Annotated in this window: 27 protein-coding genes and 2 tRNA genes; 19 read left to right on the forward strand and 10 right to left on the reverse strand. The window is 58.0% G+C overall.

The window, feature by feature from the left end:
• Positions 1–140 precede the first annotated feature (140 nt).
• The gene (locus AC1RQB_RS10435; RefSeq protein ID WP_063343751.1) at positions 141–1,160 is read left to right on the forward strand and encodes a DNA-binding protein; all 1,020 of its coding nucleotides are present in this window, start codon (positions 141–143) and stop codon (positions 1,158–1,160) included.
• On the opposite strand, the gene gorA is transcribed toward AC1RQB_RS10435, so the two are convergent.
• Positions 1,157–2,515, reverse strand: a complete 1,359-nt coding sequence (gorA, locus tag AC1RQB_RS10440) for a glutathione-disulfide reductase (protein WP_063343752.1) — start codon at positions 2,513–2,515, stop codon at positions 1,157–1,159. The two genes, AC1RQB_RS10435 and gorA, sit on opposite strands and share 4 nt — an antisense overlap.
• Positions 2,516–2,644: 129 nt before the next feature.
• Positions 2,645–3,484, reverse strand: coding sequence for a UTP--glucose-1-phosphate uridylyltransferase GalU (galU, locus tag AC1RQB_RS10445; RefSeq protein WP_007900040.1), 840 nt, complete (start codon positions 3,482–3,484; stop codon positions 2,645–2,647).
• Positions 3,485–3,764: 280 nt separating this feature from the next.
• Between galU and AC1RQB_RS10450 the strand changes: the two genes are divergently transcribed.
• Both AC1RQB_RS10450 and AC1RQB_RS10455 read left to right on the forward strand, forming a co-directional pair.
• On the forward strand, positions 3,765–3,953 hold the full coding sequence (locus AC1RQB_RS10450; protein WP_007900038.1) for a hypothetical protein: 189 nt from the start codon (positions 3,765–3,767) through the stop codon (positions 3,951–3,953).
• 140 nt (positions 3,954–4,093) lie between these two features.
• Complete coding sequence (locus AC1RQB_RS10455) at positions 4,094–4,375, forward strand: hypothetical protein (protein WP_063343753.1); 282 nt, start codon at positions 4,094–4,096, stop codon at positions 4,373–4,375.
• A gap of 177 nt (positions 4,376–4,552) precedes the next feature.
• On the opposite strand, the gene AC1RQB_RS10460 is transcribed toward AC1RQB_RS10455, so the two are convergent.
• Together AC1RQB_RS10460 and AC1RQB_RS10465 are read right to left on the reverse strand one after the other, a co-directional pair.
• Complete coding sequence (locus AC1RQB_RS10460; RefSeq protein ID WP_007935641.1) at positions 4,553–4,783, reverse strand: hypothetical protein; 231 nt, start codon at positions 4,781–4,783, stop codon at positions 4,553–4,555.
• A gap of 72 nt (positions 4,784–4,855) precedes the next feature.
• Complete coding sequence (locus tag AC1RQB_RS10465; protein ID WP_008075420.1) at positions 4,856–5,212, reverse strand: hypothetical protein; 357 nt, start codon at positions 5,210–5,212, stop codon at positions 4,856–4,858.
• 212 nt (positions 5,213–5,424) lie between these two features.
• Here AC1RQB_RS10465 and AC1RQB_RS10470 point away from each other — a divergent pair, with 212 nt between their 5' ends.
• From AC1RQB_RS10470 to ada, 5 genes are all read left to right on the forward strand, one after another.
• Positions 5,425–5,727 carry a DUF1883 domain-containing protein gene (locus AC1RQB_RS10470; RefSeq protein ID WP_007900033.1) on the forward strand — a complete coding sequence of 101 codons (303 nt, stop codon included), beginning with the start codon at positions 5,425–5,427 and terminating at the stop codon, positions 5,725–5,727.
• 28 nt (positions 5,728–5,755) lie between these two features.
• Positions 5,756–5,926: a hypothetical protein gene (locus AC1RQB_RS10475; RefSeq protein WP_162130638.1), complete on the forward strand. Its 171-nt coding sequence runs from the start codon at positions 5,756–5,758 to the stop codon at positions 5,924–5,926.
• Positions 5,927–6,053: 127 nt separating this feature from the next.
• Positions 6,054–6,764 carry a 2OG-Fe(II) oxygenase gene (locus tag AC1RQB_RS10480; RefSeq protein WP_063343754.1) on the forward strand — a complete coding sequence of 237 codons (711 nt, stop codon included), beginning with the start codon at positions 6,054–6,056 and terminating at the stop codon, positions 6,762–6,764.
• Complete coding sequence (gene alkB / locus AC1RQB_RS10485) at positions 6,754–7,434, forward strand: DNA oxidative demethylase AlkB (RefSeq protein WP_063343755.1); 681 nt, start codon at positions 6,754–6,756, stop codon at positions 7,432–7,434. The genes AC1RQB_RS10480 and alkB overlap by 11 nt, the downstream gene beginning before the upstream one ends.
• A gap of 87 nt (positions 7,435–7,521) precedes the next feature.
• The gene (gene ada, locus AC1RQB_RS10490) at positions 7,522–8,595 is read left to right on the forward strand and encodes a bifunctional DNA-binding transcriptional regulator/O6-methylguanine-DNA methyltransferase Ada (protein ID WP_063343970.1); all 1,074 of its coding nucleotides are present in this window, start codon (positions 7,522–7,524) and stop codon (positions 8,593–8,595) included.
• Here the strand turns inward: ada and AC1RQB_RS10495 are convergent.
• Together AC1RQB_RS10495 and acuI are read right to left on the reverse strand one after the other, a co-directional pair.
• Entirely contained in the window at positions 8,559–9,047 is a 489-nt protein-coding gene (locus AC1RQB_RS10495) for a GyrI-like domain-containing protein (protein ID WP_063343756.1), read from the reverse strand. The two genes, ada and AC1RQB_RS10495, sit on opposite strands and share 37 nt — an antisense overlap.
• Positions 9,048–9,100: 53 nt before the next feature.
• Positions 9,101–10,084 carry an acrylyl-CoA reductase (NADPH) gene (acuI, locus tag AC1RQB_RS10500; RefSeq protein WP_063343757.1) on the reverse strand — a complete coding sequence of 328 codons (984 nt, stop codon included), beginning with the start codon at positions 10,082–10,084 and terminating at the stop codon, positions 9,101–9,103.
• A 160-nt stretch (positions 10,085–10,244) separates the two neighbouring features.
• Here acuI and AC1RQB_RS10505 point away from each other — a divergent pair, with 160 nt between their 5' ends.
• The 9 genes from AC1RQB_RS10505 (at position 10,245) to AC1RQB_RS10545 (ending at position 16,914) form a co-directional block, all read left to right on the forward strand.
• Positions 10,245–11,309: an NAD(P)H-dependent flavin oxidoreductase gene (locus tag AC1RQB_RS10505; RefSeq protein ID WP_207267306.1), complete on the forward strand. Its 1,065-nt coding sequence runs from the start codon at positions 10,245–10,247 to the stop codon at positions 11,307–11,309.
• A 216-nt stretch (positions 11,310–11,525) separates the two neighbouring features.
• Positions 11,526–12,284, forward strand: a complete 759-nt coding sequence (gene modA / locus AC1RQB_RS10510; protein ID WP_063343758.1) for a molybdate ABC transporter substrate-binding protein — start codon at positions 11,526–11,528, stop codon at positions 12,282–12,284.
• Entirely contained in the window at positions 12,285–12,965 is a 681-nt protein-coding gene (modB, locus tag AC1RQB_RS10515; RefSeq protein WP_063343759.1) for a molybdate ABC transporter permease subunit, read from the forward strand.
• A gap of 3 nt (positions 12,966–12,968) precedes the next feature.
• Positions 12,969–14,048: a molybdenum ABC transporter ATP-binding protein gene (gene modC, locus AC1RQB_RS10520; protein ID WP_063343760.1), complete on the forward strand. Its 1,080-nt coding sequence runs from the start codon at positions 12,969–12,971 to the stop codon at positions 14,046–14,048.
• 75 nt (positions 14,049–14,123) lie between these two features.
• On the forward strand, positions 14,124–15,161 hold the full coding sequence (locus AC1RQB_RS10525) for a DNA topoisomerase IB (protein WP_063343761.1): 1,038 nt from the start codon (positions 14,124–14,126) through the stop codon (positions 15,159–15,161).
• A gap of 69 nt (positions 15,162–15,230) precedes the next feature.
• Entirely contained in the window at positions 15,231–15,488 is a 258-nt protein-coding gene (locus AC1RQB_RS10530) for a hypothetical protein (RefSeq protein ID WP_063343762.1), read from the forward strand.
• Positions 15,489–15,619: 131 nt separating this feature from the next.
• Complete coding sequence (locus AC1RQB_RS10535) at positions 15,620–15,850, forward strand: hypothetical protein (protein ID WP_007900017.1); 231 nt, start codon at positions 15,620–15,622, stop codon at positions 15,848–15,850.
• Positions 15,851–16,156: 306 nt separating this feature from the next.
• Positions 16,157–16,441 carry a hypothetical protein gene (locus AC1RQB_RS10540; RefSeq protein WP_008075405.1) on the forward strand — a complete coding sequence of 95 codons (285 nt, stop codon included), beginning with the start codon at positions 16,157–16,159 and terminating at the stop codon, positions 16,439–16,441.
• 47 nt (positions 16,442–16,488) lie between these two features.
• Positions 16,489–16,914, forward strand: a complete 426-nt coding sequence (locus AC1RQB_RS10545; RefSeq protein ID WP_063343763.1) for a hypothetical protein — start codon at positions 16,489–16,491, stop codon at positions 16,912–16,914.
• A gap of 162 nt (positions 16,915–17,076) precedes the next feature.
• Here the strand turns inward: AC1RQB_RS10545 and AC1RQB_RS10550 are convergent.
• The 3 genes from AC1RQB_RS10550 to AC1RQB_RS10560 form a co-directional block, all read right to left on the reverse strand.
• A tRNA-Leu gene (locus AC1RQB_RS10550) sits at positions 17,077–17,163 on the reverse strand.
• 195 nt (positions 17,164–17,358) lie between these two features.
• Positions 17,359–17,432 (reverse strand) — tRNA-Cys (locus tag AC1RQB_RS10555).
• Between the two features lie 282 nt (positions 17,433–17,714).
• On the reverse strand, positions 17,715–18,620 hold the full coding sequence (locus tag AC1RQB_RS10560) for a helix-turn-helix domain-containing protein (protein WP_063343764.1): 906 nt from the start codon (positions 18,618–18,620) through the stop codon (positions 17,715–17,717).
• A gap of 323 nt (positions 18,621–18,943) precedes the next feature.
• Between AC1RQB_RS10560 and AC1RQB_RS10565 the strand changes: the two genes are divergently transcribed.
• Together AC1RQB_RS10565 and AC1RQB_RS10570 are read left to right on the forward strand one after the other, a co-directional pair.
• On the forward strand, positions 18,944–20,254 hold the full coding sequence (locus AC1RQB_RS10565; RefSeq protein ID WP_063343765.1) for an ABC transporter substrate-binding protein: 1,311 nt from the start codon (positions 18,944–18,946) through the stop codon (positions 20,252–20,254).
• Between the two features lie 190 nt (positions 20,255–20,444).
• Positions 20,445–21,218 carry an L-iditol 2-dehydrogenase gene (locus AC1RQB_RS10570; protein WP_063343766.1) on the forward strand — a complete coding sequence of 258 codons (774 nt, stop codon included), beginning with the start codon at positions 20,445–20,447 and terminating at the stop codon, positions 21,216–21,218.
• 86 nt (positions 21,219–21,304) lie between these two features.
• On the opposite strand, the gene AC1RQB_RS10575 is transcribed toward AC1RQB_RS10570, so the two are convergent.
• On the reverse strand, positions 21,305–21,745 hold the full coding sequence (locus AC1RQB_RS10575) for a CBS domain-containing protein (protein WP_008071340.1): 441 nt from the start codon (positions 21,743–21,745) through the stop codon (positions 21,305–21,307).
• Positions 21,746–21,768 lie beyond the last annotated feature (23 nt).

Genomic DNA, 21,768 nt, shown 5'->3' on the forward strand with positions numbered 1-21,768 from the left:
AAACCCGGATTACAGCGCATCACACGGGGTAATACCAGTATATCCCGCATGATGAATCACAGAATTTCAACTTTATTCATATCATGGTACATTGCGAATATTGGTGGTACGTACCACAGTATCAAATCGTAGGAGAACACATGGCACGTGGCGGCGTAAACAAAGCACTGGTGCAAGCGGCACGCTCAGCAATCCTCGCTCGGGGCGAACACCCAAGCATCGACGCGGTGCGGATCGAGATGGGCAATACCGGTTCAAAAACCACAATCCATCGCTATATGAAGGAGCTCGATGACGGCGCTGAGCCCGCACAAGCACCTTCCGAGCCTATCGACGATGAGCTGACAAGCCTGGTGTCGCGGCTGGCGCAACGCCTGAAAGAGCAAGCGCAAGAACCCATCGACCAGGCACGCGCACAGTTCGAGCAACAACGAAAAGAGCTGGATATCCAGTTGCACGAGGCCCGTGAGGCCAATATCGAATTGCACCAGCAATACGAAATTCAAAGTCTGGCACTGACCCAGGAATCGGCAGAACTGCATGACACCCGCTCCATGCTGCAAAGCGAACAAACCCGCAATGCCGGATTGAACCAGGCGCTGGCAGATTTCGAATTACGCTTGCAAGACAAGGATGAGCAGATTCGCTCGCTGGAAGAAAAGCACCTGCACGCTCGTGAGGCGCTGGAACACTACCGCAATGCCGTCAAAGACCAGCGCGAGCAGGAACAGCGCCGCCACGAAGGTCAGGTGCAGCAGATTCAAATGGAATTGCGCCAGGCCCAGCAAAGCGCACTGGTTCGCCAGGATGAAATCACCCAACTGCATCGCGACAACGAGCGCTTACTGACGGAAAACCGCGGAACGCTGCGAGAGTTGAGCCTGTCGCAAGAGCAACTCAAGCACACCAATAGCCGGCAGGATCAGCTGCTGGACCAGGTCAACCGTATCGACAGCGAACGCACCCTCCTCCAGGAACGCTTGCGCATTGCCATGCTGGAAAGCCAGTCACTCAAGCAGAACATCGACGAGCAGTCGCACATCAATAAAGCGCTGGAAGTTGAACTGATCAAGTTGCAGGCAAGCCTGGATGAAAGCGTGCGCCTGGCCGCTGTCGTTGCGACAGAGCCAGACGCATCAGCGCCGCGTAAGGACGATTAACTCGCGACCGGCGTACGCATGGTGACGAACTCTTCGGCGGCAGTCGGATGCACGCCGATGGTTTCGTCGAAGTCACGTTTGGTCGCGCCTGCCTTCAAGGCAATTGCCAACCCCTGAACGATCTCGCCGGCTTCCGGGCCTACCATGTGGCAGCCCAGGACCTTGTCGGTCTTGGCGTCCACCACCAGCTTCATCAAGGTTCGTTCCTGACATTCAGTCAGGGTCAGCTTCATCGGCCGGAAACGGCTTTCGAAGATCACCACCTCATGCCCGGCCTCCCGCGCCTCTTCTTCGGTCAGGCCGACAGTGCCGATGTTAGGCAAGCTGAACACGGCGGTCGGGATCATCTTGTAATCCACCGGACGATATTGCTCGGGTTTGAACAAACGCCGCGCCACGGCCATGCCTTCCGCGAGCGCGACCGGCGTGAGCTGTACTCGCCCGATCACATCGCCCAGAGCCAGGATAGATGGCTCTGCGGTTTGATACTGCTCATCGACCTCGACAAAACCTTTCTTGTCGAGTTTGACGCCAGTGTTTTCCAACCCCAGATTGTCGAGCATCGGACGCCGACCGGTGGCGTAGAACACGCAATCCGCCTCCAGCTTACGACCGTCCTTGAGCGTGGCTTTCAGGCTGCCATCGGCTTGCTTTTCGATGCGTTCGATATCGGCATTGAATTGCAGGTTCATGCCGCGCTTGGTCAGCTCTTCCTGCAAATGCTTGCGCACCGCACCGTCGAAGCCACGCAGGAACAGATCACCGCGATACAGCAGCGTGGTCTCGGCACCCAGCCCGTGGAAAATCCCGGCAAACTCCACCGCAATGTAACCACCACCGACCACCAGAACGCGCTTGGGCAGCTCTTTAAGGAAGAATGCCTGATTGGAACTGATCGCATGCTCGTGCCCCGGAATCTCAGGAATCTGCGGCCAGCCACCGGTAGCGATCAGGATGTTTTTGGCGGTGTAGCGTTTGCCATCGAACTCGACGGTATGCGGATCGACGATTTTCGCGTGGCCTTCATGCAAGGTCACACCGCTGTTGACCAGCAGATTGCGATAGATGCCGTTCAGGCGATTGATCTCGCGATCCTTGTTGGCGATCAGCGTCGCCCAGTCGAACTTCGCCTCACCCGGGGTCCAACCGAAGCCTTGCGACTGTTCGAAGTCTTCGGCGAAGTGCGCGCCGTAGACCAGCAATTTTTTCGGCACGCAGCCGACGTTCACACACGTACCGCCCAGATAACGGCTCTCAGCCACGGCAACTTTCGCGCCAAAACCGGCCGCAAACCGCGCAGCCCGCACACCGCCGGAACCGGCGCCAATCACATACAGGTCAAAATCGTAGGCCATTTCTATCTCCTCGGCAGGCCACCAGCATACCTGCGAGCGGCCTTTGGGCAAGCGTTGCAAACTATGTGGGGCCGGAAAATGAAAAAGCCACCCGAAGGTGGCTTTTCAATACAAGCAGCTCAAGCGCTATCAGTAAGCCTTGCCAGTCTTGTAGAAGTTCTCGAAGCAGAAGTTGGTCGCGTCGATGTAGCCTTCGGCGCCACCGCAGTCGAAACGCTTGCCTTTGAACTTGTAGGCCATGACGCAGCCGTTTTGTGCCTGCTTCATCAGGGCGTCGGTGATCTGGATTTCGCCGCCCTTGCCTGGCTCGGTTTGTTCGATCAGGTCGAAGATGTCCGGGGTCAGGATGTAGCGGCCGATGATCGCCAGGTTCGACGGCGCATCTTCAGGCTTTGGTTTTTCAACCATGCTGTGAACGCGGTAGATGTCGTCGCGGATCATCTCACCGGCAATCACACCGTACTTGTGAGTTTCTTGCGGGTCGACTTCCTGAATGGCAACGATCGAGCAGCGGAACTGCTTGTACAGCTTGACCATCTGGGTCAGTACGCCGTCGCCTTCCAGGTTTACGCACAAGTCATCCGCCAGTACCACGGCGAACGGTTCGTCGCCGATCAGCGGACGGCCAGTCAGAATCGCATGGCCCAGGCCTTTCATTTCGGTCTGGCGAGTGTAGGAGAACGAGCACTCGTCGAGCAGTTTGCGGATACCGACCAGGTATTTCTCTTTGTCAGTGCCCTTGATCTGGTTTTCCAGCTCGTAGCTGATGTCGAAGTGGTCTTCCAGAGCGCGCTTGCCACGACCGGTGACGATGGAGATTTCGGTCAACCCGGCGTCCAGTGCTTCTTCGACGCCGTACTGGATCAGTGGCTTGTTTACCACCGGCAGCATTTCTTTGGGCATGGCTTTAGTCGCTGGCAGGAAGCGAGTACCGTAACCGGCTGCTGGGAACAAGCATTTCTTGATCATATAAGTCCTTGAAAGGGCTGTGTGTACGAGTTTCGGCGCAGTCTAATCAGGCGGCGTGCACCTTACAATGCCCCGCGCTGGCTAACCGATGCCATCATAGAGAAATATTCTGATGGATAGTTCCGCAGATACATTGCACAACCTCTTATAGATAGCAGAGATCGGCAGATCTGCGCGGTCATCATCCGAAAGACAATCCGCCCCACCCTACACCATAGGCACCCGTTGAGGGCATTTGGCGCTATCATTGCGCGATTGAACCAGCCAACGAGGCAGATAGATGTCGGCAGCAAAAAGTGTTAACGGGTACCTGATCAATCAGGCAAAAGACGGCCAGTGGTGGGTAGACAGCGTCGGCGGCGAAAATATTGCCGGGCCGTTCCCTACAGAAGCGTTGGCGATTGAAGTGGCATCGGTGTTGCAGGATCAACCCGCAGGCCCCAAGCGGCGCGGCAAGGACAAGCCTTGAGCTGAACCTGACACGACGCAGCCCTGCCTTTGTGCAGGGCTTTTTTGTGATTATCTGCAGAGAAGTGGCCATTCGCTACAATCTTTCGATGCCACCGCTGTCACAGCCTTTTAGCCCCCATCACCGACGACCACCACGACATGAATAAATTTTTGCCACTGATTGCAGTCCTGGCCCTGAGCGGCTGCGCCACGTCCGAAACCACTTACCTGAAAAATGGCGAACAAGGCCTGAGCATCGACTGCTCCGGGGAAGCCAACGACTGGGCCACCTGCTACGAAAAAGCCGATGCCTCTTGCGCTGGCACCGGTTATCGGATCGTCGGTACCGACGGTACACCTTCGCCCCAGGAAAGCGACAAGACCTTGGGCGCGGACATCGGCAACTACAAGAACCGCAGTGTGGTGGTGGTCTGCAAGTAGCTCTCCCAATGCCGGTAAGTTAAGAAACTTGAGCTACGCAAATCCTGTGGGAGCGTGGCTTGCCCGCGAAGAACGATGACGCGTAATACCTGAGAAACCGCGGTGTATTCTTCGCGGGCAAGCCTCGCTCCCACAGGTTCAGTGTCTTGACTTACCGGGATTAGGGCTCGCCCTGCCCTACATATGAATTTCGGCGAATTTGATCCCGAGCCCGCGCACGGTCTCGATCAAATCGTCGAGACGACTGAAGGATTCGACTTCATCGTTGTCATCCACCAGGAAAAAACTGCGCCCGGCGCTTTTCTTGAAAAACACGATCCACTCCCCCGGGTTTGCCGGGTTCTGAATCACGTGGGTGGCAGAGATATGACCCTCTGCATGGCGCTCCCGCACCTGCTCTCGCTTCATGCTTGACTCCAGAAATGACAATGCCGTCAAAGTGCAACTTTGACGGCATCGATGCTGACTGGGGGTAGTTTATCAGCCGGATATGCATGCGGTGGCGGCATTGCGTACATCCCATGGGCGCAATGGCACATTGGAGATGCGCTCATGCAGCTTGATGCTGCTGCCGCCAGAGCGGTCTTCAATTTCAAATACGGCGGCCGGCCCCGACGAGAACTTTTGCGGCACGATAACTCGCACGCCTTCCTTTTGCGGTTCGACTTGCAGGGCTCCACGGCTATCGGCGAGCTTTTCGACCAGGCATTGGGCGTACTCATGGGGATTCTTGCCTGATATCACGCTCATGGTGGGCAGTGTCTCATTGATGTCCGAGACACTCGCACATCCACCCACTGCCAACGCCAACGGCCCGACCAGAACTCCCCACTTCATACAGAACCTCCGATAAAGACCTTCCGACAGCACAAATGCTGGTTTTCTCCGAGGCTCACTGCTTTTATCGCTCATAGAATTCCGTATAACTGTTTTTAATTGTCAAAGCGCACCTCGAGAGCCGGATAATAACCTGTTCGGGCTGATAAACTGCGCCAATCGCCCATGCTATCGTTTTGATTTTGTAGAAAAAGCCCTTCTGGAGGCGCCTCATGAAATTTATCCACCAGCGCGAGCACCTCAACGAAGACGACATCGTCGTCATCCAGTGCTCCCAAATGTGCAACATCCGCTTGATGAACGACGCCAACTTTCGCAGCTTCAAGAATGGCGGCCGTCATACTTACCACGGCGGCGCATTCGACACCTTCCCGGCCCGCATCACTGCGCCAAGCACCGGTTTCTGGAACATCACCATCGACACGGTCAATCGCCGGCCGATCAGCGTGACCCGCAAACCGACCCTGACGCACTCGATCAAGATCATCCGCCGCTCCAGCTCGAAACTGAGCTGAGCCCACACCCAAACAGGCAGGTATGACCGTGGCCCAGACGACCAAGTACGTCATCAAATACAAACTCAACGGCGAGCGCCGCTTTGAATTCGCCCAGCTGGAGAACGGCACGGAAGCAGAAGCCAAGGCCGCACTCGACGTCATTCATGGCCAGACTGAAGATGTCATCAGCGAGATCAGCGTGAGCAAAGCGCTGTAAAGCGATCTGGAGCGACAACATGGACGTCTGCTCCCCTTTCGAATTCGACCGCAAGCGCCGGAGTGCCCACTCCCGCAACGCTCACTAAACTGACCGCCTCGACCTTTTGGTCAAGGAGGCAGAACCCTTGTTTACCGACCCGATTCACCACGATGCCCTCGACTGGGGCGCGCTTGCGCAGCAACTCGATCAGGATGGCTGCGCGCTAATCCGGTCGTTTTTAGGCCATCAGACCTGCGATGAAATAAGCGCGCTGTACGACCGGCCCGAGCCCTTTCGCTCCAAAGTGGTGATGGCTCGCCACGGTTTTGGCCGTGGTGAATACAAGTACTTCAAGTACCCGTTGCCGGATCCGGTAGCCCGGTTGCGTAGCGCGCTTTACCCTCGACTGGTTCCAATCGCCAATCGCTGGTACGAGTCCATGGGCCTGCCGACCCGTTTCCCCGAATCGCACGAAGCGTTTTTGCAGCGCTGTCATGCCGCCGGTCAGGAACGCCCGACACCTTTGTTGCTGCAATATGGGCCGCAGGACTACAACTGTTTGCATCAGGACCTGTACGGCGAACACGTCTTTCCGCTGCAAGTGGCAATTCTTCTGTCAGAACCAGGGGAAGACTTTACCGGCGGTGAGTTTGTGCTGACTGAACAACGTCCGCGGATGCAGTCGCGCCCGCAAGTCATCGACCTGAAGAAAGGCGACGCGCTGATTTTTGCCGTGAATCAGCGTCCGGTAAAAGGTGTTCGCGACTATTACCGAGTAACGATGCGTCACGGCGTGAGTCGCCTGCACAGTGGAAAACGGCATACCCTTGGAATCATCTTTCACGATGCGCTATGACCCCATGAGCCCTATCACCTTCGATCTGTTTGCCGACGCCGAACCCGAGCAACAACCCAGGCGCGAGCAAATCGGCGAACAATCCTACGTCCTTAGAGGCTTCGCCCTGCATTGGCTCGAGCGATTGCTGCCGGCACTGGAGACGGTTCTGGCAGCCGCGCCCTTTCGGCAGATGGTCACGCCCGGCGGCTTTACCATGTCGGTGGCACTGAGCAGTTGCGGCACCTGGGGCTGGACGACTGACCGCAGCGGCTACCAATACACCCGCAATGATCCGCAGACTGGCGACCCTTGGCCTGAAATGCCCGAGGTGTTTTTCGAGCTGGCGCAAGCGGCGGCGCGAGAGGCAGGCTTTATGGATTTCGTACCGGATTCCTGCCTGATCAACCGATATATTCCCGGTGCCAGAATGTCGTTGCATCAGGACAAAAACGAAGATTCCTACGCGGCTCCCATCGTTTCGGTGTCCTTGGGGTTGCCGGCGACGTTCCTGTTCGGTGGCTTCGAACGCAGCGCCAACAGCCAACGCGTGCCGCTTTTGCACGGCGATATCGTGGTCTGGGGCGGCGTCGACCGTTTGCGTTATCACGGCGTATTGCCGATCAAGCAGGGTTATCACCCTCAGTTGGGCGAACAACGGATCAACTTCACCTTTCGTACCGCAGGATGAAACCGTTGAATTCAACCGCAAGACCCGGAGTGTAGCGTCTCTGCCGGCTGGTTAATCTGCATGAAACGGGTCAACGGACATGAAGCCATGACAACTCATTCGAAAAATATCGCCACCGAAAACGATCCTCGCTGGGCTGCCGTGGTCGCACGCGATCCCCGCGCCGACGGGCAGTTTGTGTATGCGGTGAAAACCACCGGCATCTACTGCCGCCCCAGCAGCCTGGCGCGTTTGCCGAAACCGCAGAATGTCGAGTTCTTCGACACCGCCGAGCAAGCTCAGGCGGCGGGTTATCGCCCCAGCAAACGAGCCGCGAAGGATCAAAGCGACGTCGCCGCACAGCACGCCACAACCGTGGCCGCCGCATGCCGTCACATCGAATCCGCCGAGACGTTGCCGGCGCTGAATGAACTGGCGGACGCCGCCGGCCTGAGCAGTTTCCACTTCCATCGCGTGTTCAAGGCCATCACCGGCCTGACGCCCAAGGGCTACGCCACCGCCCATCGTTCACGCAAGGTTCGTGAGCGCCTGGCGGACGGAGGCACGGTCACCGACGCGCTGTATGACGCCGGATTCAACTCCAACAGCCGATTCTATGAGGCCGCGGATCAAGTGCTGGGCATGAAGCCCGGCGATTACCGTGCGGCCGGGCAGAACAACGACATTCGTTTTGCCGTCGGCCAGTGTTCTCTGGGAGCGATTCTGGTGGCGCAAAGTGAGCGCGGCGTCTGCGCGATTCTGTTGGGGGACGACCCGCATCAATTGGTCTGTGACCTGCAGGACAAGTTTCGGCGCGCCAACCTGATTGGCGCCGATCATGAGTTCGAGCAGTTGATCGCCAAAGTCGTGGGCTTTATCGAAGCCCCGGCCCTCGGCCTGGACTTGCCGCTGGACGTACGCGGCACGGCGTTCCAGGAGCGGGTGTGGCAAGCCCTGCGGGAGATTCCCGCTGGCAGCACCGCCAGTTATGCCGATATAGCTCAGCGCATCGGCGCGCCCAAAGCCGTACGCGCCGTGGCTCAGGCCTGCGGCGCAAACAGCCTGGCGGTGGCGATCCCTTGCCATCGCGTGGTGCGCAGCGACGGCAACCTGTCGGGCTATCGCTGGGGTGTGGAGCGCAAGCGTCAGTTGCTTGAACGCGAAAACGCGGCTGAGTCCTGAATGCCGATGTAGACCGCCACGGTCTCCGGGCCGGTGTAGACCTCGAAGTCCGTGGCGAACTTGCGGCGAACCTGCGGGTTATCCTCGAAGTAAGCCCAGACCAGGCCCCACGTCTGAATGACGCTGTCGGGCATCGGCCCTTTGGCGCTGAACACCAGGTAATCGCCGCCCTCAACCTGAATCTGCGCAAAGTCCTCGGAGGGCGCGGTGACCGCTGCACCCGCGGTTACATCGAAGTGGCCCGAGGCGTCGGATTCGTAGTTGGAATAGACGCCGTACATAAACGAGTCCGGCTGTTTGTGGGCGATTTTGTCGAAAACGTCCTCGACGAAAAACTGTTCCCACATAGGGCCGATACGCGCGGTATCTGGCTGCTGTTCTGCGGCATTAAGGGTTCGCACCTGCAACCCAGAGACGCTAAAGGGCAGCACTTCACGCAGCTTTACATCCATTGTCGCTATTTCCTTGTTTCTACAATTTGTCTGTTTGATTGGCGCCGAGACGATCAACGATTGACGTCGACCACCACCCGACCACGCAACTGGCCGGCAAGCAGGCGCTGGGCCGCGTCGATGGCTTCACTCAAGCCGATTTCGTGACTGATCAGCGGTAGCAAGGCAAAGTCCAGATCCTTGGCCAGGCGATTCCAGGCCAGTATTCGCTTGGCTTTGGGTTGGGTCACGCTGTTGATGCCGGCCAGGGTCACACCGCGCAAAATGAACGGCGCAACGGAGGCCGGGAAGTCCATGCCTTGGGCCAGACCGCAGGCAGCGACAGTGCCGTTGGCCCGAGTGCTGGCGCAAGCGTTGGCCAGCGTGTGACTACCGACTGAGTCAATCACCGCCGCCCAACGCTCCTTGGCCAACGGTTTGCCCGGTTCTGACAATGTGCTGCGATCGATGATTTCGCTGGCGCCCAATTGCTTGAGGTAGTCGTGCTCGGATGTACGACCGGTGGATGCCACCACGCGATAGCCGAGTTTACTCAACAGCGCGATGGCGAAACTGCCTACGCCACCGTTGGCGCCTGTCACCAGCACTTCGCCTTGATCGGGGTTCACGCCGTTGTGCTCCAGCGCCAGGATGCTCAGCATTGCTGTGTAACCGGCCGTGCCAATGGCCATCGCTTGCGCGGCGGTGAAGGCTTGGGGCAACGGGATCAGCCAGTCGCCATTCAGGCGAGCTTTCTGCGCCAATCCGCCCCAGTGCCCTTCGCCCACACCCCAGCCATTGAGCAGGACCTGATCACCAACCTTGTAGCCCGGATGACCGCTGACTTCGACAACGCCCGCCAGATCGATCCCCGGCACCATCGGGAATTTTCGCACCACCGGGCTGCTGCCCGTGATCGCCAAGCCATCCTTGAAGTTCAGCGTGCTGTACGCCACACGCACGGTCACATCGCCTTCAGGCAATTGATCGTCACTGATCTCTTGCAACGTGGCCCGGTAACCGTTGTCGTCCTTGTCGATCAAAATGCCTTTGAACATCACTGCCTCCCGATGGAATCGCTCAGTTGTCGTGCTGTTGAAATAACACATGAAAACACATCGCCGTAGCCGACTTTAAGCCAATCCTCAAACTCGACTGGCCTTGCGTCAGTCATTACTGATACAAATTCGCTTCTACCGACGTCGGAGAACACTGCACATGAGTCAATGGCCAGACACCCGCATTCTTGACCTGCTTGGGATCGAACTGCCGATCATCCAGGGCCCCTTGGCCGGCGCGACGACGTCGGCCATGGTGATTGCGGTGAGCAACGCTGGCGGCCTGGGCTCGATGCCCGCCGCGATGCTGAGCATCGAGCAGTTGCGCGAGGAGCTGAAAACGATTCGCCAACACACCCAGCGCCCGTTCAGCGTCAATTTCTTTTGCCATCAACCTCCGGCACCCGATGAGCAACGCGCCCGGGACTGGAAGAATCTGCTGGAACCGTATTACCGGGAATTGGGTGTCGACTTCGACGCACCGACACCGGTGTCCAATCGCGCTCCGTTCGATAACGCGGCCTGCGAAGTGATCGAAGAGTTTCGTCCCGCAGTAGTGAGTTTTCACTTTGGCCTGCCGGAAAAATCCCTGCTGGATCGGGTAAAAGCTACCGGGGCGAAAATTCTCTCTTCGGCGACTACCGTCGAAGAGGCCATTTGGCTGGAACAGCATGGTTGCGACGCGATCATCGCCATGGGTTACGAGGCCGGTGGCCACCGGGGGATGTTCCTCAGTGATGACCTGAGCAGCCAGGTAGGGACATTTGCCCTGGTGCCACAAATCGTCGATGCGGTGAAAGTGCCGGTGATTGCGGCGGGCGGGATTGGAGATGCGCGGGGCGTGGCGGCGGCTTTTCTGCTGGGCGCTTCGGCAGTCCAGGTGGGTACGGCTTATTTGTTCACGCCGGAGGCCAAGGTCAGCGCGTCTCACCAGAAGGCGTTACGCACGGCCAAGGAAAGCGAAACGGCAGTCACCAACATTTTCACCGGGCGCCCGGCACGCGGGATTCTCAATCGGGTGATGCGTGAGCTGGGGCCGATGAGTGCCAAGGCGCCGACGTTCCCTCTGGCGGGCGGTGCGTTGATGCCGTTGCGGGCCAAAGGGGAAGCGGATTTCAGCAGCCTTTGGGCCGGGCAGGCGTTCACGTTGGGGGTTGAAACAACTTCGGCAGAGCTGACCCGGCGGTTGGCGGATGAGGCGTTGGCCAAGTTAACCCACTGCTAGACGCCAAACCTGTGGGAGCGGGCTTGCTCGCGAAGGCGGTGTGTCAGGCGACATCAATGTTGACTGTACCGTCGTCTTCGCGAGCAAGCCCGCTCCCACAGGTTCCAACGGCATTCAGTACCAACCTGCACTCTGCATCCGACAAGTTCCGTTTACAGGCAATTCGCTATATATTCCGCTATATAGCGTTTCACTCGCCTACCACGGAGCCGCTCCATGACCATTCGTGCCTCACGTTTTGCCCCCGCGTGCCTGCTCACCGTGTTCGCTTTCGGGTCAGCCCTGGCGGATGAAGTCCAAGTCGCCGTTGCTGCCAACTTCACCGCGCCGATCCAGGCCATCGCGGCCGATTTCGAGAAAGACACCGGGCACAAACTGGTCACCTCCTTTGGTGCAACCGGCCAGTTTTACACCCAGATCAAGAACGGTGCGCCGTTCGAAGTGTTCCTCTCGGCAGACGACATCACCCCGAAAAAACTCGAAACCGAAGGCGACACAGTCAAAGGCTCGCGCTTCACCTACGCCATCGGCACCCTGGCGCTGTGGTCGGCCAAGGAGGGTTATGTCGACGCCAAGGGCAAGGTGCTGAGCGACAATCAGTATCAGCATCTGTCCATCGCCAACCCGAAAGCCGCCCCGTATGGCCTGGCTGCCACTCAAGTGCTGGCCAAACAGGGGCTGACCGACAAGGTCAAAGACAAGATCGTTGAAGGCCAGAACATCACCCAGGCCTACCAGTTCGTATCCACTGGTAATGCCGAACTCGGTTTTGTGGCCTTGTCGCAGATCTACAAAGACGGCAAAGTCACCAGCGGTTCGGCCTGGATCGTTCCGGCCGATCTGCATGACCCGATCAAACAAGACGCGGTAATCCTCAATAAGGGCAAGGACAACCCGGCCGCCAAGGCGCTGGTTGACTACCTCAAAGGTCCGAAAGCCGCCGCTGTCATCAAATCCTACGGTTACCAACTCTAAATGACGCTATCGAGTGCCGATTATTCCGCCATCTGGCTGACTCTCAAACTGGCGTCCCTGACGACCGTGATCCTGTTGGTCATCGGCACTCCGATTGCGTTATGGCTGTCGCGTACCCAGTCCTGGCTGCGCGGCCCGATCGGGGCGATCGTCGCCCTGCCCTTGGTGCTGCCGCCCACGGTGATTGGCTTTTATTTGTTGCTGGCGCTCGGTCCTAACGGGTGGGTCGGCCAGTTCACCCAATCGCTAGGGCTCGGCACCTTGACCTTCAGTTTTGCGGGGTTGGTGATCGGCTCGGTGCTGTACTCGATGCCGTTCGTGATCCAACCACTGCAAAATGCTTTTTCTTCCATTGGCACTCGCCCACTGGAAGTGGCTGCAACCTTGCGCGCCAATCCCTGGGACACGTTCTTCAGCGTGATTGTGCCGCTGGCCCGCCCCGGTTTCATCACCGCGGCCATTCTCGGTTTCGCCCACACTGTTGGCGAGTTCGGTGTAGTACTGATGATCGGCGGCAACATTCCCGACAAAACCCGCGTGGTCTCGGTGCAGATCTACGATCACGTCGAAGCCATGGAATACGCCCAGGCTCACTGGCTGGCCGGGGCGATGCTGGTGTTCTCGTTTGCAGTATTGCTGGCGCTCTACTCCAGCCGTAAAACCAAAGCGGTCTGGAGCTGATCGATGATTCATGCGCGCTTGAAACTGAATTATTCGGGATTCTCCCTGGATGTGGACCTGCAACTGCCCGGCCGCGGAGTGACGGCGCTTTACGGCCATTCCGGCTCGGGCAAGACCACGTGCCTGCGCTGCATCGCCGGTCTGGAACAGGCCGGGCAGGGTTTTATTCAGGTCAACGATGAAGTCTGGCAGGACAGCGACAAGGGGATTTTCGTACCGCCGCATAAACGCGCCCTGGGTTACGTTTTCCAGGAAGCCAGCCTGTTCCCGCATTTATCGGTGCGGGCCAATCTGGAGTTCGGCCTCAGACGTATTCCCCGCCAACAGCGCCGGGTCGACATGGCCCATGCCACTGAGTTGCTGGGGATTGGCCATTTGCTGGCCCGTGATCCGCAGAACCTTTCTGGCGGTGAGCGCCAGCGGATCGGCATCGCTCGTGCCCTGCTCACCAGCCCGAAACTATTGCTGATGGATGAGCCGCTGGCGGCGCTCGATACCCAGCGTAAGAACGAAATCCTGCCATATCTGCAACGGCTGCACGATGAGCTAGACATCCCCGTGCTGTACGTCAGCCACTCCCAGGATGAAGTCGCGCGGCTCGCCGACCACCTCGTTCTGCTCAGCAATGGCAAGGCTTTGGCCAGCGGCGCCATCGGCGAAACCCTGGCCCGGCTCGATCTGCCGCTGGCGCTTGGCGACGATGCCGGTGTGGTGATCGAAGGGCATGTCAGCGCCTATGACGCCGACTACCAGTTGTTGACATTGCAACTGCCCAACACGGAGCTGAGCATTCGGGTCGCCCATTCGCCGATGGCCGAGGGCCAGGCGCTGCGCTGCAAGGTCCAGGCGCGGGATGTCAGCCTGAGCCTGCAAGGAGTCGAGCAAAGCAGCATTCTCAATCGCCTGCCGGTCACGGTGATCAGTGAAATCGGTGCCGATAACGCCGCTCACGTACTGATCCGCCTGAACGCGGCCGGCACACCGCTACTGGCGCGAATCACCCGCTATTCCCGGGATCAACTGGGCGTGCACCCCGGACAGCAACTTTGGGCGCAAATCAAAGCGGTGGCGGTGCTGGCCTGAATCCGTCGGCACCCCGACGATGACGCGAGGTCAATGGCTTAACGCCCCATGATTCGTCGCCCAGGATTGCCCACCATGCCAGATACCGCGTTGCCCGATGTTCTGCCGCCCGACCTGCATTACGTCGATGACAGCCAGCCCGGCATCACCCGCAAACTCCTGCGCGGCAAGTTTTGCTACTTCGACCCGGCGGGTCAGCGCATTACCGATCTGGATGAAATCAAACGCATCAATGCACTCGCGGTGCCGCCCGCCTACACCGATGTGTGGATTTGCGCCGACCCGCGCGGCCATCTGCAAGCCACCGGCCGCGACGCTCGCGGTCGCAAGCAATACCGGTATCACCCGCGCTGGCGAGAAGTGCGCGATGCCGACAAATATTCGCGCTTGCGGGACTTCGGCCTGGCCCTGCCGAAACTGCGCAAACAACTGGAAACGCTGCTGGCCGCGCCCGGTTTCAGCCGCGACAAGGTCATGGCCACGGTGATTACCTTGCTCGATGCGACGCTGATCCGCGTCGGCAACACGCAATACGCCCGGGACAATCGCTCCTACGGCCTGACGACCCTGCGCAACCGTCACGTCGAGGTCAACGGCAGCGCAATCCTGTTCCAGTTTCGCGGCAAGAGCGGCATCGAGCACCAGATCACCGTCAAAGACCGGCGCCTGGCGCGAATCATCAAACGCTGCCTGGAAATCCCCGGGCAAAACCTCTTTCAGTATCTGGACGAAAACGGCGAGCGGCACACCATCAGTTCCTCCGACGTCAACGCCTACTTAAAGACGCTGACGGGCGCCGATTTCACCGCCAAGGATTACCGCACCTGGGCCGGCAGTGCGTTGGCATTGGCGGTGCTGCGCGAGTTGCAGTGGGAATCGGAAGCCGACGCGAAGCGCCATGTGGTGGAAATGGTCAAGAACGTCGCCCGGCAGTTGGGCAACACTCCGGCGGTTTGCCGCAAGTGCTACATCCATCCGGCGGTCGTCGATGGTTTCATGCAGGGCGCATTATCCAGACTGCCGCGATCAAGAGGACGTAAAAGGTTGAGGGCAGAAGAAGTCGCGTTGGCTGTGCTTCTGGAGAAGCTTATCGAGACGGCTGAAACACCCTAAGACCTCTTCGAGGCGAACTAAACCGACGAACTGACCTGTCCTTTTTTTGCGTGATTGCAAAGGGCTTCTATGCTTGATCTGAATATGAATAGCTTCGGTGACGCCATGGAAGACATTTTCGTTGTGAAGCGCTGCAACAAGATCATCATTCATGGCCGCCGGGCCGGAGAATCCGATCACCCGCCACCCGATGCTGCCGTCTGGTATCGCATCGCCGATACCCGCACTCGCGGCTTCATCGGTGACGGCTTCGATCTTGAAGAGGACGCCGCACGCGAATGTCGGCGGCTTAACGCGGTCAGCTCGCCGAAGTCCCGGCTGGCCTGAAGCTGACCTGTTTTATTTCCGGGTCTATACTCAAAGGAGCTGAAGGATCAGCGACCCATCGGCAGAAAGCTCGCTCCCCCGCGGGCTTTTTGTTGCCCTTTACCCGATTTCTTTGAACGGAGGTGTATGTCATGTCCGAGAAAGAGTCCATCACCACCCTGCTTACCCTGCTTGACTCCCGTCAGGCGCGCCTTGCCGCTGCCTGCAAGGAAATCGCCGACTGGGTTGATAATCAAGGGGGGCATCCGACAGCCCTCAGGATTCGCGATCGTCTGAATGACATCGAGAAAGACACGCCGCAGATTCGCAGCGCGCTGTCTGCACTCAAACCTGTAGAGCCGCCGCTGCCTCGGTTCAGATGAGTCGACCCAAGTACTTGAGCCATACACAAAGCCCCCTTCAGGGCACCTGAACGGTGACAATCGTCACCAGGTTTATACCTGCCTGTCATGCGCTACACACCCACCCGGCCAAATTTGCCGGGATTTTTTTGTTTGTGTCTTTTCCCATTTCACACGGCCTTCACAACTCATCCCCTACAGTGCATCCACTCCTTTCAAGAAATCCCCCTGGCCCGCCCGCATGCGGGCCTTTTTTTGCCTGTTGTATAACGAACGAACGCCCTCGCCCGTCTGTCGAACGATTACACATCACGAAGGAGATACCCCATGGTCACTCACTTCAAAGTCGGCGGGCACCTGGCCTGCGGACACAAAGGCAGCAACCTGACTTCAAGCAGCATACTGACCCGGGTGAAATGCCGAAGCTGCCGAAACACCGATGCGTTCAAAGAAGCGCGCAAAGCCGAACGCAACGCTGCACGTCGGGCCGCACGCAAGGCCAAAGCCACCCACGCCGCCAATGACTGGCGCGCGGCCTGGACCCAGCGGCTGATCGAAATGCCCGGGTTGCAAAGACTGCCACGTGGTTTTACCGGCCAGCCATTTGTGTAGCTGACTTCCCGATCCCCGCATGGGGCGCTGGATGAGAGGAAATACCGATGAACAGACTTCTTCTGCTTCTGATCATCTGCCTGTGCCCCGGGCTGGCGATGGCACAAGGATGCGACGTCAAAACCCGATCCCAAAGCCCTTCAGTTCCCGCGATCGAAACACACAGCTGCTATGAGTACGAAGGGATGCCCGTGGACTCTATTGATTGGTCCTGCAGCAATGAGAGCAAGGAAATGCTGACCAGCACCAAGAAAAAAGTCCCACAGTGTGCCGATCGTTATCAGGCCACCTGCCTGGGCACTTTGACTCCAGAGGCGCTAGCCAACCCTCAATCCATCAGCAAAGACAAGAACAGCAAACCGCTGAACATTCCTGACAATGCCCAGGTCATCACGTATTACTACAGCGTCGAGAACCTGCCGCAAGCCAGGATCGATTGCGAAACCGGTGGTGGGAAATGGACGCAGAAGTAGCTGCTTTTTGAACTGAAGGTACTCAGGGTCGATACAAGCGAGATAGCGAGCATCGCAGCTGAAATTCTTGTGACGGGTATCAACGATAGCGCCTGTCAAAAATTGAGAGGCAGAAACGACAAAGGCCTGCATGAGAAACCTCATGCAGGCCTTTGATAAATATGGTGCCCGAAGCCGGAATCGAACCGGCACGCCCTTACGAGCGGGGGATTTTAAGTCCCATGCGTCTACCAGTTTCGCCATTCGGGCGGTAGCGCGGTAAAGCGGTCTGAAGACTGACCAATAACGATCTGGCAGTTCTGACGCTTGTGCAACAGAGGGGGAAATATATACATCCCGCCCCGGTGAAGCAAGTTCGCAAAGATCCTTTTCAAGACTAAATCTTGCAGGACTGCGAAAATAAAAAAGCTCCGTAGATCATGGATCTACGGAGCTCGTTTAAAGTGGAGGCCGAAGTCGGAATCGAACCGGCGTAGGTGGATTTGCAATCCACTGCATAACCATTTTGCTATTCGGCCTCAAACATCTGACGTCAGTAGCACAACATCAAACGTGTAAACTCGTATCTGGAAACAAGATTCTAATCTAGCATCCAACCCTTTGAAATCTAAGGGGTTTTCGTGTTCCCTAAGCAGGAATGGACGCAATTCTGGACTGGTTCGAAAGGCATGTCAAGAACTGGAGAAAAATAATTCCACGTCCATCCCGTCAGCCTTAAAAGATCGCAGTCTTCGGCGGCTCCTACATGGGTCGCGTACATCCGAGCTGCCGAAGGCTGCGATCTTTTGATCTTGTGCCCTTTAATGACTGACCGCCACCACCCGTTGCAACCGCTGCCGATACTGGCTGGGTGTCTCCTGCATTTCATGTCGGAAGTGCCGATTGAAATTCGACAAGTTGGCGTAACCCACTTCAAAGCAGATATCTGCAACGCTGAAACTGCTTTGCGCCAGCAAACGGCAGGCGCGCTGGACCCGCAGTTTGCGTGTCAGGTCGACGAAGGTATGGCCAGTGGCGCGCTTGAAGAATTTGGAGAAGGCCGGTTCGTTCATGTCCAGGCGCTGGGCGATGACGGACATCCGCAGCTCATCCGCGAGATCGTTGAGGATGTAGTCGAAGACAATACTCATGCGCTGGGCCGTCAATGCGTCGAGCATGGGCGCATATTGCAGGCTGGCAAGTGTCTGTTTCTCGTTGTCGGGGGCCGACGCCAGCAATTGCAGCAATGACAGGAACAGGCACAGTCGCTGCAATCCGTGGCACTGGCCGATCTCTTCCAGCAGGCGGGCCGCTTTCTTGCGGGTATTGCCATGAAATTCGATGCCCTGTGCCGCCTGGCGAAACAGGTTTTGCAACTCGCTGAGTTCAGGGACCTTGTCGCGCAGCTGCATCAGCATCTGACCGTCGAACTGCAACACCACGTCGCGCCCCTCAATCACCTCGCCTTTGCCCAGGTCGCTGATCCAGTCGTGAGGCAGGCCAGGACCGATCAGGGCGACGTGGCCGGCCTCGAACAGGCCGATGTAGTCACCCGCCAATAGCCGACCACTGCCTTCGCGGATCAAGTGGATCTCGAATTCCGGATGATGATTCCAACGCGCAAGGTCGAAGGGATAGTCATGCTCGTACCAACGAAAGCTGTGCTGGGGCTCGTTCAGAATGACTTCAAGCGCGGGCGGCTTGTCTGCGGTTACGTGATGGTTCATCACCCTGGCGATTCCATTTTTGTTGGTTTTATCAAGGCTACCGCGAAGCCGGGACGAATCGAAGGAGATTCGAAACTCCACGGCGCTGTTATCAGATTCACACTAAGCAGACAGCAAGCCTAGCGCCCTGTGTGGCGGTCACTGATACTTTTTTTCCACTGTCCTGCCCGGTTAAAAAAGTATCAGTGCGGTGTATGCCGTTCATTTGTTCACCACTTGGGTTGCTGTAATCCTGTGGCCATCCCGTTGCGGCTATGACTCGCATCGTGGATTACAACAACAATAAGTGCCTCTGCCGCCCAAGGCGCAGAGCGGAGAACACGATGAAGATCATCCCAAGCGCATTTTTTCTATCCGCCGGCCTGTCCTCTGCCCTGCTCTGCCAGGCTGCCGAAACGGTGACCATCGCCACTGTGAACAACAGCGACATGATCCGCATGCAGCGGTTGTCCAAAACGTTCGAACAGCAGCATCCGGACGTGAAGCTCAACTGGGTGGTGCTTGAAGAGAACGTGTTGCGTCAGCGCCTGACCACCGACATTGCCACTCAGGGCGGTCAATTCGACGTGCTCACCATCGGCACCTACGAAACACCGCTGTGGGGCGCCAAGCATTGGCTGGAGCCGATGAAGGACCTGCCCGCCAGCTATGACCTCGAAGATATTTTCCCCTCGGTTCGCCAGGGACTGTCAGTCAACGACACGCTCTATGCCCTGCCGTTTTATGGCGAAAGTACCATCACCTATTACCGAACCGACTTGTTCAAGAACGCCGGCCTGAGCATGCCCGAGCACCCGACCTGGACGCAGCTCGGCGAGTTCGCCGGCAAGCTGCACCAACCGGACAAAGAGCAGTATGGAATGTGCCTGCGCGGCAAGGCTGGTTGGGGTGAAAACATGGCGTTGCTGACCACCATGTCCAACGCTTTTGGCGCGCGTTGGTTCAACGAGCAGTGGCAGCCGCAACTCACTGGGCCGGAATGGACCGCCGCCGCGAATTTCTACGTCAACACCCTCAAGCAGTACGGCCCGCCGGGTGTTTCGAGCAATGGTTTCAACGAGACGCTGGCGCTGTTCAACAGCGGCAAATGCGCGATCTGGGTCGATGCCAGCGTCGCAGGCTCCTTCATCACCGATACAACTCAAAGCAAGGTCGCCGATAAGGTCGGCTTCGTCGCGGCCCCCACGCAGGTCACCGACAAGGGTTCGTCCTGGCTCTATGCCTGGTCGCTGGCCATCCCTGCGACGTCCAAACACAAGGAAGCCGCCAAAGCCTTTGTGACCTGGGCGACCTCCAAGGACTACATCCAACTGGTCGCCGATAAGGATGGCATCACCAACGTACCGCCGGGCACTCGCATGTCCACCTACAGCAACGCTTATTTGCAGGCTGCACCCTTCGCCAGTGTCACGCTGAAAATGATGCAGCACGCTGACCCTGCACACCCGTCAGTCCAACCCGTGCCTTACGTCGGTATCCAGTACGTGACCATTCCTGAATTCCAGGCCATCGGCACGTCGGTCGGCAAGCTGCTGTCTGCGGCGCTCACCGGGCAGATGCCGGTTGAGCAGGCCCTGGCCTCGGCCCAGCAAACCACCGAACGCGAGATGAAACGCGCGGGTTATCCCAAATAGCAACGGCTTGGCGCAAATCCATGTGGGAGCGGGCTTGCTCGCGAAGGCGGTGTGTCAGGCAGCATCGATGTTGAATGTGCCGCCCTCTTCGCGAGCAAGCCCGCTCCCACAGGGTTCTTCGCAGACTCACGACCGCTTTTAATGCCCTCGATGGGGGCGTCTCTATAGTTCTTACGATTGGACGGAAAAAATGAAACGTTTGGAAGGAAAAAGCGCCCTAATCACCGGTTCTGCCAGAGGCATCGGGAGAACGTTCGCGCAAGCCTATATCCGCGAAGGCGCTACGGTCGCGATCGCAGACATCAACCTGGAACGTGCGCAAGCCACCGCTGCCGAGCTGTGGCCGAATGCCTATGCGGTCGAGATGGACGTGACTGATCAGCAATCCATCGACGGAGCCATCGCGGCGGTCATCGCGACCACAGGCAAGCTCGATATCCTGATCAACAACGCGGCACTGTTTGATCTCGCGCCGATTACCGAGATTTCTCGCGACAGCTACGAACGGCTGTTCTCGATCAACGTGTCCGGCACTCTGTTTACGCTGCAGGCCGCGGCCAAGCAGATGATCCGTCAGGGCCATGGCGGCAAGATCATCAATATGGCCAGTCAGGCCGGTCGACGGGGTGAAGCGCTCGTCGCGGTGTATTGCGCGACCAAAGCCGCGGTGATCAGCCTCACGCAATCGGCCGGCCTCAATCTCATTCCCCATAACATCAACGTGAACGCCATCGCGCCGGGCGTGGTGGACGGTGAGCATTGGGATGGTGTCGACGCGCTGTTCGCCAAATATGAAAACCGGCCGCTTGGGGAAAAGAAAAAGCTGGCGGGTCAGGAAGTACCCTATGGGCGCATGGGCACGGCGGATGATCTGGTCGGTATGGCGATCTTCCTGGCATCGGCCGAGAGCGATTACATCGTGGCGCAGACCTATAACGTCGATGGCGGCAACTGGATGAGCTGACGAGTATCGAACCCGAATTAAAGCCCGTACCGAACAGGCCATGTCTACTGCACCGTAGACATGGCCTGCTCGTTCCCGCTCAGCCCTCAATGCCCGCGAATGTAGTGTTCCAGTTGCCGAATCAAATCGGCCTGCTCGACGATGGCTTCCTTGACCAGATCGCCAATCGACAACAGCCCGATCAGTTCGCCGCTCTCCAGCACGGGCAGATGGCGCAAATGACTGTCGGTCATGACCGCCATGCAGCGCTCGATACTCTGCTGACTGTCGGCGGTCACCACCGGCGCGCTCATGATCTCGCGCACCGGCGTGCCGACCGAAGATCGCCCCTGAAGCACCACCTTGCGCGCATAGTCGCGCTCGCTGATGACACCGACCACCTGCCCGTCTTCGATGACGGGCAACGCACCTACGTTCTTTTCGGCCATCATTTTCAGGGCGTCGAGGACCATCTGATCCGGTGCGATGCTGTGCACCTGCTGGTTTTGCACGACTTTCAGTTTGAGCAACTGTGCGGCTGTCTTCATCAACGTTCTCCGATACGGTTCAG

This window comes from Pseudomonas sp. GW822-FHT02E03, assembly GCF_058802325.1.